The 9,244-nt window shown below is 68.8% G+C and carries 14 protein-coding genes; 6 read left to right on the top strand and 8 right to left on the bottom strand.

All coding sequences use genetic code 11. From position 1 onward, the window contains the following. Positions 1-116: 116 nt before the first annotated feature. Positions 117-461 (top strand): hypothetical protein, encoded by a 345-nt coding sequence (locus tag BM066_RS19915; protein WP_089930076.1) that lies wholly within the window; start codon positions 117-119, stop codon positions 459-461. Positions 462-477: 16 nt separating this feature from the next. Here the strand turns inward: BM066_RS19915 and BM066_RS19910 are convergent, their stop codons facing one another. Beyond that, on the bottom strand, positions 478-1,623 hold the full coding sequence (locus tag BM066_RS19910) for a serine hydrolase domain-containing protein (protein WP_089930075.1): 1,146 nt from the start codon (positions 1,621-1,623) through the stop codon (positions 478-480). A 76-nt stretch (positions 1,624-1,699) separates the two neighbouring features. On the opposite strand from BM066_RS19910, the gene BM066_RS19905 reads away from it, so the two are divergent. Then, on the top strand, positions 1,700-2,071 hold the full coding sequence (locus BM066_RS19905; protein ID WP_089930074.1) for a hypothetical protein: 372 nt from the start codon (positions 1,700-1,702) through the stop codon (positions 2,069-2,071). Between the two features lie 17 nt (positions 2,072-2,088). On the opposite strand, the gene BM066_RS19900 is transcribed toward BM066_RS19905, so the two are convergent. From BM066_RS19900 to BM066_RS19885, 4 genes are all read right to left on the bottom strand, one after another. Continuing rightward, complete coding sequence (locus BM066_RS19900; RefSeq protein WP_089930073.1) at positions 2,089-2,508, bottom strand: acyl-CoA thioesterase; 420 nt, start codon at positions 2,506-2,508, stop codon at positions 2,089-2,091. Beyond that, positions 2,505-2,846: a Grx4 family monothiol glutaredoxin gene (grxD, locus tag BM066_RS19895; RefSeq protein WP_089930072.1), complete on the bottom strand. Its 342-nt coding sequence runs from the start codon at positions 2,844-2,846 to the stop codon at positions 2,505-2,507. The genes BM066_RS19900 and grxD overlap by 4 nt, the downstream gene beginning before the upstream one ends. A 226-nt stretch (positions 2,847-3,072) precedes the next feature. After that, positions 3,073-3,969, bottom strand: coding sequence for an aldo-keto reductase family protein (locus BM066_RS19890; protein ID WP_089930071.1), 897 nt, complete (start codon positions 3,967-3,969; stop codon positions 3,073-3,075). Positions 3,970-3,974: 5 nt separating this feature from the next. Beyond that, entirely contained in the window at positions 3,975-4,211 is a 237-nt protein-coding gene (locus BM066_RS19885; protein ID WP_089930070.1) for a BolA/IbaG family iron-sulfur metabolism protein, read from the bottom strand. Positions 4,212-4,410: 199 nt separating this feature from the next. Here BM066_RS19885 and BM066_RS19880 point away from each other — a divergent pair, with 199 nt between their 5' ends. Both BM066_RS19880 and BM066_RS19875 read left to right on the top strand, forming a co-directional pair. After that, on the top strand, positions 4,411-5,055 hold the full coding sequence (locus BM066_RS19880; protein WP_089930069.1) for a hypothetical protein: 645 nt from the start codon (positions 4,411-4,413) through the stop codon (positions 5,053-5,055). Between the two features lie 7 nt (positions 5,056-5,062). Beyond that, entirely contained in the window at positions 5,063-6,007 is a 945-nt protein-coding gene (locus tag BM066_RS19875) for a M20/M25/M40 family metallo-hydrolase (RefSeq protein ID WP_089930068.1), read from the top strand. 131 nt (positions 6,008-6,138) lie between these two features. On the opposite strand, the gene BM066_RS19870 is transcribed toward BM066_RS19875, so the two are convergent. Both BM066_RS19870 and BM066_RS19865 read right to left on the bottom strand, forming a co-directional pair. Next, complete coding sequence (locus BM066_RS19870) at positions 6,139-6,345, bottom strand: hypothetical protein (protein ID WP_089930067.1); 207 nt, start codon at positions 6,343-6,345, stop codon at positions 6,139-6,141. A 156-nt stretch (positions 6,346-6,501) separates the two neighbouring features. After that, positions 6,502-7,311 (bottom strand): SDR family NAD(P)-dependent oxidoreductase, encoded by an 810-nt coding sequence (locus tag BM066_RS19865; protein ID WP_089930102.1) that lies wholly within the window; start codon positions 7,309-7,311, stop codon positions 6,502-6,504. Between the two features lie 124 nt (positions 7,312-7,435). Here BM066_RS19865 and BM066_RS19860 point away from each other — a divergent pair, with 124 nt between their 5' ends. Both BM066_RS19860 and BM066_RS26565 read left to right on the top strand, forming a co-directional pair. Further along, entirely contained in the window at positions 7,436-7,930 is a 495-nt protein-coding gene (locus BM066_RS19860) for a winged helix-turn-helix transcriptional regulator (RefSeq protein ID WP_089930066.1), read from the top strand. Between the two features lie 125 nt (positions 7,931-8,055). Beyond that, entirely contained in the window at positions 8,056-8,223 is a 168-nt protein-coding gene (locus BM066_RS26565) for a hypothetical protein (protein WP_177218513.1), read from the top strand. 31 nt (positions 8,224-8,254) lie between these two features. Here BM066_RS26565 and BM066_RS19855 read toward each other — a convergent pair whose 3' ends face one another. Continuing rightward, a complete protein-coding gene (locus BM066_RS19855; protein WP_089930065.1) occupies positions 8,255-9,130 on the bottom strand; it encodes an oxidoreductase in 876 nt (291 codons plus the stop codon). Positions 9,131-9,244: the final 114 nt, after the last annotated feature.

The raw sequence follows: 9,244 nt of genomic DNA, 5'->3' as shown, positions 1-9,244 counted from the left end.
ACGGCGCGACAATCCGCCGCCCTGGCCCTGGTTTTCCCGAGGACGAGTTCCGCCCAGCCTTAACCATGCGACAAGGCCCCAAGCGCTATCGAGTTGATACGCTTGGGGGAAAGCCAATGACCATGACGCTCGAAGTCCAGAAGACCGCCGGAATCGTCGGCCTGCTGGAGGCCTTGTCGGCCGAGATGTCGATCGCCGCCGTGTCCTGCGGCCACCTGGACAGCGCCTTGGGGCAGCTGCTCGAGGCCGTGCCGCCGGAGAGCCGGCTGAAGGTGATGCAGGAGCTGCACATGGTCGACATGCTGGCCCAGCACATCACCGCCATCACCGACTTCACCGCCGGCCTCGCCAGCTCGATGGCCGCCGAGGGCCAGCCCGACGTCGACGGGGCCCTGTCGCGCATCACCCTGGGCGACGTGGCGGCGCGCCTGCGCGCGACGCTGGACGCGAAGGCGGCCTAGGCGCGCTCACGCTGGGCTACGGCGCCGCCACCGGCCGTACCGGATTATATTCCCACGCCCACGGCATCCCGGTCTTCCCCAGCGCCGCCTCGACCAGGGGCGGGAAGATCCGCTGCCCGACGCCGCTGTTGGTCAGGATCACGATGCAGCGCCGGCCGCGTTCGACGCAGACCAACGTGTTGTCGGTGATGTCGTTGTGGCCGCCCTTGAAGAAGGCGTGGCCTTGCGGGCCGTCGAACACCACCACGCCGACGCCGGCGGCCAGGCCGATCCTGGCGTTGTCGGGATCGCCGCCGGTCAGGCTGGGCGGGAACTGGTGGGCGTTGACGATCGGGAAACTGGCCCTGGTCCGTTCCGCGGCCGCCTTGGGCGACAAGCCCCGGCCCGAGACCATGGCCGCCGCCAGCTTGGACAGGTCCGAGATCGTGGTGTCCAACGAGCCGGCGGCCTTCACGCTGCTGCGCTCGTCGTGCTCCTCGAACTTGCCGTCGGCGTGGTAACCGTCGGCCAGGTCGGGTCGGAAGTCGGGCCGCCAGCTCATGGCGCTGCGGGTCATGCCCAGGGGCTGGAAGATCCGCCGATCCATCTCGTCGCCGACCTTCAGGCCCAGGCCCTGTTCGATGACGAACTGCATCAGGTTGAGGCCCTCGCCGGAATAGATGTAGCGCGTCCCGGGATCGGTCTTGATGTCCAGCTTCCCGTCGGCGTTCAGCCAGCGGAAGTTCGGGAAGCCCGCCGTGTGGGTCATCAGCATGCGGGGGGTGATCGTCGCCCAGCGCGGATCGCCGGCCAGATCCTTGTAGGCGTCGTAGTCGGGCAAGGGCTTGGGCAGGTAGGCCTTGATCGGGGTGTCCAAGTCCAGCTTGCCGTCGTCGACCAGCATCAGCACGTACTGGCCGAAGGCCGCCTTGGTGATCGAGGCGGCGTACATCACCGTGTCCGGCGTCAGCGGCGCCTTCCGCTCGACATTGCGCCAGCCCTGGGCGCTGACGTGCACGACCTTGCCTTGCTCGATCACCGCATAGGCCAGGCCCGGGATCTTGCCGACCGCCATCAGCCGGGCGGCTTCGGCGTCCAGGGCCTTGTAGTCGGCCGAGAGGGCGGGAGAGGCGGCGGCCAGGCACAAGGCCAGCGAAGCGATCGAAGCGAATTTGCGGAGCACGGGGGTCTCGTCGGTTGCGCGCGGCCAAGCCGTGGGCAAACTAGGGCTCAGTTTCCCGTGCTTGCCAAGGTTGTGCATGACCTTCGACCGACGCCGACTGCTGGCCGCCGGGCTGTTGCTGGCCCTGGGCGGCTGCGCGGGGCGCGGGGGCGTGACGCTGGTGGCGCGGCCGGGGCAGGAGGCGGGGGAGCTGGAGGCGCTCAGGGGGGCTCAAGCGGGTCCCTCGGGTCTCGTCTTGAAGGTCGTGTCGCATGGCTGCACCACCAAGGCCGACTTCGCGTTTTATGCGGGGCAGGACGGTCGAGACCGGACGATCGCCTTCGCCCGCAAGCGGCTGGATGTCTGCAAGGCCGCGCCGAGCTTGGCGGAGTTGAGTTTCAGCTATCAGGAACTGGGGCTTGATGGCGCCGGGACGGTTCGTCTGCTGAACCCCCTATCACGCGACTAGACGTCCCCAAACGCCGCTCACCCCTTCGGCGTGAACCGCTCGACCATCCAGGGCAGCACCCGCGCCGGGCGCTTGGCGGCGATGTCGATCAGCACCCAGTCGGTGCGGCTCTGGGCGCACATCTCGCCGTCGGGGCCGTCGATGCGGAAGAAGCGCTCGAAGCGCGGCCCCTTCAGCTCGCCCACCCAGGTGTAGCCGGTGGCGAGTTCGTTCGGCAGCAGTTCGCGGCGGTAGTCGATTTCGTGGCGGCGGGCCACCCAGCTCCAGGGCGCGCGCTCCTCGGGCGAAGCCCAGGCGTCCCAATGGGCGATGGCCAGATCCTGGCCCCAGGCCAGATAGACCACGTTGTTGACGTGGCCGTTGGCGTCGATCTCCGACGCCTTCGGTTCGAAGGTCAGTTTGAACGCGTCGCCGGGCGGGACGAAGACCCTGCTCAAGCCTCGATGAGACCCTGTTCGGCGAAGAGGGTCTTCAGCTCGCCCGACTGGAACATCTCGCGGACGATGTCGCTGCCGCCGATGAACTCGCCCTTGACGTAGAGCTGGGGAATGGTCGGCCAGTCGGTGAAGGTCTTGATCCCCTGACGCAGGTCGTCGTCCTGCAGCACGTCGACGCCGACGAACGACACGCCCAGGTGGTCGAGGATCTGGACGGTGATCGACGAGAAGCCGCAGCGCGGCTGGTCCGGCACGCCCTTCATGAACAGGACCACGGGGTTTTCGGCCACGGTCTTGGCGATGAAGTCGAGGGCGGGGGAGGAGGCGACGTCGGTCATGGAACAAATCCTTGGGCGTAGCCTCTCAGCTAGGCGCCAAGGCGGGGCGGGTCAAGTGCGACGAAATGGGAGGAGGGCCGTCCCATCACGGTTGTCATCCCGGCCGCAGCGAAGCGGAGAGCCGGGATCCAGGACCGCCGCACCGCCTGCGCCCGGTCCCCTGGGTCCCGGACGGCCTCCGCGAGGCTTCCGGGATGACAACGCTTGGAGGGTCAGGTCCGCGGCCTCAAGCCCGACGCTTCGCCTTCGCCGCTTCCTGGGCCGAGAAGCGGGCCATCTCGATCTGGGCGGCGCAGCCGGTGGGCAGGTCGCGCTCGACGATGGCGGCCAGGGCTTCGATCTCGGCGGGCGAGCCGGCGGTGACCTGGACCGTGGCCAGCGACGGTTCTGTCAGGGCGTAGGCCAGGCAGATCTGCTGGGTGGTCCAGCCAGGGGTGTTGCGCAGGAAGTCGTAGCCGCCGACGTCGGCCAGCGGGTCGGTGCGCCGCCGCCACAGCGAGGGCTTGGGCAGGAAGCTGATCTTGTGCTCCTCGCGCAGCGCGTCGGGCCAGTAGTCCTGGCCGATCACCGCCATCTCGCGGCCCATGGCGGCCCGCACGCGATTGCGCTCCACCCAGCCCGAGGCCAGGTTGAACGGCGTGGCCATGGCCTCGAACTGGCCCGAGGCGACATAGGCGTCGAACTTGTCGCCCGCTCCGGCCACGCCCAGCAGGCGGATCAGCCGCGCGCCGCGCAGAGCCTTCAGTTGCTCCAGGGTCTCGGCGGGAAAGGCGTTGGCGTCCGGGTCGTCCAGGACGGCCAGGTCCAGATGGCCCAGGCCCGTGCGGTCCAGGGCCTGGTCGATCATGTCGTGGACGGCCTGGGCCTTCAGGGCCCGGTCCAGCGAGCCCCGCAGCCGCCAGCCGATGAACAGCAGGCGGCGTTCCACCGTCGAGAAGGCCTCGGCCGCGCCTTCGATCAGGGCCGGCGAGACGCCGTCGATCTCGAAGCTGTTAATGCCGCTTTCCAGCGCCGCGAAGATCAACTTGCGCCAGTCGGACCCGCGCAGGCGCGGCTGGTCCTCCAGCCTCAGCGTGATCGCCGAGACCGCCACGCCCGCGCTGCCGAAGGGGCGATAGCGCATGGCCTCTACTCCGACGGAGCCGCGGTTTCGAGGGCCAGGGCGTGCAGCGTCCCGCCCAGCACGTCGGCCAGGGCGCGGTTGACCATCTGGTGCTGCTTGACACGGTTGAGGCCGCGGAAGGCCGGCGAGACGATCCGCGCCTTGTAGTGGTCACCGTCGCCGGCCAGGTCGGTCAGCACGATCTCGGCGTCCGGAAAGGCGTCGTGCAGGCGGGCTTCGAGGTCGGGGAAGGACATGGGCACGGCGTTTGACTCCGAATCTCTCAGCCTCGGTATGCGGCGTAAACCTTAAGAACGGGCATACGGGAAAATGCCCGTTCGGGCTGAAACGTTGCTTTCTCGCCTTGCGTGATAACGGGATTTCACGGAAAGATCACGGACACGTGATTGTTCCGTGATGCGCCGTGAGGTGCGGAGGGCCTCTGCGATGAGACCAACTTCGATGCTGGCCGTGGCGGCGGCGCTGTTCCTCGGCGGCTGTGAGAACCTGGTGTTCTCCGAGAAACCCTGGTTCTCCGCCGAGGACGCGGTGGGCGTCGGAGCCGTGCGGCCCGGCTGGTGGATGGAAGACGAGCCCGGCTGTCACGTTGACCTGGAAGCGTCCAGTACAGCCTGGCCCGACTGCGCGAACACCGTGCTGGCGCCCGGGGATTGGAAGGGCGTCCTGTGGGCGGCCGACGGAACCGAGCATGTGCTGGTGGGCGGCGATCCGATGATCGCGCAATACCAGTTTCAGACGTCCAAGGACGCCGCCGCGCCTTTCCAAAACGCCTATCTATACTTCGGCGCCGCGGCGCTTGAGCGCGATGCGGAAGGGCGAGCCCTAGTCCTGCGCTACTGGCCCACCCTTTGCGGACCGCCGCGTCATGATCGCCCAACTTCCGTCACGCGGCGTCCCTGGCCGGGGCTGCACGTGCAGCGTGACGGCGGCTGTACGGCCGACGATGTCCGTACGCTGCGCAAGGCGGCCAAACTTAGCCGTGCGTTGGCGACCGAGGCGCCGACGCTGCGATGGCTGCGCGACTGGCGTCCCGGCGACCAAAGCGAGGCGGACTGGCTTGCCGCTCAGGGAATCCGGACGCATTGAAAGGGGCATGACCCTTCGAACCCTCCGTCACGTCATCGCCTTCTCGGCCGTTTTCATTGTCCTGATCGGCCAGGCCCACGCCGCCCCCAAGCCCGGCGCTCATGCGCTGGACGACGTCCGCATCCTGTCGGCCGACGACATGGAGGGGCGGGGCGTCGGCACGCCCGGCGGCGCCAAGGCGCGGGCCTATATCGTCAAGCGCTTCGGCCAGATCGGGCTGCGGCCGCAGGGCAAGGCGTTCGAGCGGCCCTTCACCTTCAAGCCCAAGGTGTTCGGCAAGGACGTCACCGGCGTGAATCTGGTGGCCCGGATCGAGGGCACCTCCAGTTCGGACAAGGTGCTGGTGGTCTCGGCCCATTACGACCACCTGGGGGTCCGCAAGGGGCAGGTCTATAACGGGGCCGACGACAACGCCTCGGGCATCGCCGGCCTGCTGGCCGTGGCCGAGGCGTTCAAGGCCCGGCCGCCGCGCCACACCGTGCTGATCGTCGCCTTCGACGCCGAGGAAAGCGGTCTGAAGGGCGCCAAGGCCTTCGTCGCCGACCCGCCCGCGCCGTTGGCCAAGATCGGGCTGAACGTCAATTTCGACATGATCAGCAAGAACGCCAAGGGCCAGCTCTACGCCAGCGGCGCCGGCCCGCAGCCCTGGCTGAAGCCGGTGCTGGAGGGCGTGGCCAGGACCGCGCCGGTCAAGCTGCTGCTGGGCCACGACACCGACGCTTTAGGCAAGCACGATAACTGGACCGCCCAGTCGGACCAGGGCGCCTTCGCCGAGAAAGGCGTGCCCTGGGTCTATTTCGGCGTCGAGGACCACCCCGAATACCACCAGCCCACCGACGACTTCGCCACCGTGCCGCAGGACTTCTTCAGGCGCGCGGTGGCCACCGTGGTCACGGCGACCCGGGCGCTGGACGACGACCTGGACGGCATCAGCCGGGCGGCGGGGCGGTAGGGGGATCGCCTCCCACGGGTCGCTTCGCGACCGTCTTCCGCCAAAAGGGGGAAGAGCCTGGAGTGCGAGGCTCCGCCCCCTATGGGGGCGGACAGATCGCGTAGCGGTCAGGCGGGGGCAAGTGAGGCGACCTAACCCGCGCTCTCGTCCACCTCCTCGGCCTCGCCGTCGTCCTCCTCCAGCCCGAACACCTCGTCGATGACCTCGACGATCTCTTCCAGGTCATCGAGCGTGACCTTCAGCTTCAGGGTCTGCTCGTCGTCGCCGGTGACGGTCAGGAAGATCCCCTCGGCGGTTTCCTCGAGAATGAACTCGTCCAGGTTCGGAATGACGGCCATGTCGCGCTCCTTGGGCAGCGGGCTAGCGATTGGAAACGGCGTTCGTTCCCGGGGCGCCCGTCGTCACGCGATAGATAGTGTCGCGATGCGCCAATGTCGTGACGGTGGGGAGGCCCGGGCCGGGACCGCGAAAGGTCCCGGCCCGCGGGCGGCGGATCAGGCCGGCTCGCCCACCTTGTAGCGCGCGGCCGAGCGGTTGCGCGACAGGTTCGGCAGCAGCCTGGTCCGGGCCGCGTCATAGGCCGTGAAGTCGGCCGGGTCGGGCAGGGACGGGATGGTGATCAGCTCGCCCTGATGGAAACCGGCCAGGGCCGCGTCCACCATGTCGTCGACCTCCATCAGCCCGTTGGGATCCAGCGCCTCGGCGCCGCCGCTGCCCGAGCGGTCCCAGATCTCGGTGCGGGTCGCGCCCGGCAGCACGGCCTGGAGCCGGATGTTCGGGCTGAGCTGCAGGCGCAGGGTCTGGGTGAAGTAGGTCACATAGGCCTTGGTCGCGCCGTAGACGGCCATCTGCAGCTCGGGGGCCAGGCCCACGACCGACGAGATGTTGACGATCGCGCCGCGGTCGCGGGCCGCGAAGGCCTTGGCGGCGGCGTGGGCCAGACGGGTCACCGAGACGATGTTCAGCTGAATCATGCTTTCGACCCGCTCGATGTCCTGCTCGACGAACGGGCCGGCCAGGGCGACGCCGGCGTTGTTGATCAGGATGTCGATCGTCGCGTCGTCGGCCAGCCGGGCCTCGACCCGGGCCAGGTCGGCTTTGTCGGTCAGGTCGGCGGTGAGGATGTCGACCTTGACGCCCGTCTCAGCCTTCAGCCTGGCGGCCAGGGCTTCCAGCCGCGCGGTGTCGCGGGCCACCAGCACCAGGTCGTGGCCGGCGCGGGCCAGGCGGTCGGCATAGGTCGCGCCGATGCCGGTGGAGGCGCCGGTGACCAGGGCCGCGCCGCGAATGTCTTGCTTGCTCATCGTCTTCATCCCGAAAGGGTTGGGCGAGGACCCCATGGCCCGGCCGTGAGGCTGAAGTGGTAGGTAGCTTTCAAAATGCAAGTGATTGACTTTCGATTTGCTAGCGAGCGCCTATATTGAGGTCATGACCCGACGCGCCTTCGATCCTGGACAATGCCCCGTGGGCCGCACGCTGGAGCGGGTGGGCGACACCTGGAGCCTGATGATCCTGCGCGACGCCCTGCAGGGCCTGACCCGGTTCGACCAGTTCGAGAAGAGCCTGGGCGTGGCGCCCAACATCCTGGCCCAGCGGCTGGCCGCCCTGGTCGAGGCGGGCTTCCTGCAGCGCCGGCCCTATCAGGAGCGCCCCTTGCGCCACGAATACCTGGCGACCGACCTGGCGCGCGATTTCGCGCCGGTGATGACGGCGCTGATGGCCTTCGGCAATCGTCACTACGCGGTCGAGGGCGTGGCCAGCCAGATGGTCGAGGCGGCCACCGGCCTGCCGGCCGAACCGGTGCTGGTGGACCGCCGAACCGGCAAGCCGATGGACAGCCCGGACTTCGTCTATGCGGCCGGTCCGGCGGCCGGCCCGGTGGTGCTGGAGCGCGTGGCCCAGGTGGCGCGGCGGCGAGCCTAGCTGCGCCATTTCCGATTGCGGTGGCGGTTTTTCAGCCTTCGGGTGTAGGGTTTCGGTTCGGCCGCGCGGTCGTGGGACGATCCGGCGCGATCCAAAGAGGCGAAGACCCGCCCTGGGAGGGAGCGATGATCTTGACCCTGCTGTGGAAGTGGCTGCGCGACCTGTGGCGGGACGCCCATCCGGCGCCGGTCCCGGAAAGCGAGGCGGCGTCCGACTTCCGCAACCGATCCGACGACCAGAACAAGTCCAGCGTCGGCGTCTTCGAAGGCGACGGACCCCAGCCCGCGGCGTGAACCGCGGGGTCTCTGGGGGCCCGTCCTCGGATCAGCGCCAGGTCCCGGCCGAGGCCTCGGCCTGGGCCGGAAGGTCGTCGCCGTCGGTGGTGACCGACAGGTCGCGCCAGGCGTCGAGTTCGGCCTGCAGGCTGGCGATCTTGCCGCTGATCATCGCCACGGCGTCCGAGCCGGCGGCGAAGCGCAGGGGTGGATCGGTCCGGCCGGCCAGCTCGACCAGCACCCGGCCCAGCTTGGCCGGATCGCCGGCCTGGGCGTGGTTGCGCGCATCCCAGAACGCCTTCATCTGGGCTGAGATTCCGGCGTAGTCGTCGATCTGGCGCGAGCCGTAGCGGACCGAGCTGTCATCAAGGAAGTCGGTGCGGAAGAAGCCGGGCTCGACGATCGTCACGTGGATCCCGAACGGCGCCACCTCCTTGGCGACCGACTCCGAAAAGCCCTCGACCGCGAACTTGGTGGCGCAATAGAGCGAGCCGCCTTCGCCGCCCAGCAGGCCGCCGACGGACGAGATGTTGAAGATCCGGCCGGTCCGCTGGCGGCGCATGGCCGGCAGGACGGCGCGGGTGACGTTGTAGAGGCCGAAGACGTTGGTGTCATACTGCGCCCGGGCCTCGGCGTCGGTCGTCTCCTCGAACAGGCCCAGGTTTCCGTAGCCGGCGTTGTTGACCAGCACGTCGATGCGGCCGAAGCGGGCCAGGGCCGCTTCGACGGCGGCCTCGGCGTCGGCGTCGCGGGTGACGTCGAGGGCCAGCGACAACAGGGCGTCGCCGTCGGGCCCGAACGCGGCTTGCAGCGCCTCGCGGCGGCGTCCGGTGACCACGACGCGATCGCCGGCGGCCAGGGCGGCCTTGGCAATTTCGGCGCCGAGGCCGCGGGCCGCGCCGGTGACGAACCAGATCTTGCTCATGGGAAATCTCCTTGTCTGTAGGGACATTGAAGGCTTCCGACGCATCGAGGCGTTAGGGCGTTGCTCGCAAGCTCTTGCACGATCCGATCAGTCGAGGCGCTCGTGCTTGATCCG

The sequence above is a fragment of the Caulobacter sp. UNC279MFTsu5.1 genome (genome assembly GCF_900114015.1).
Lineage (GTDB): Bacteria > Pseudomonadota > Alphaproteobacteria > Caulobacterales > Caulobacteraceae > Caulobacter.
This window is presented reverse-complemented; position numbering and strand designations above follow the sequence as displayed.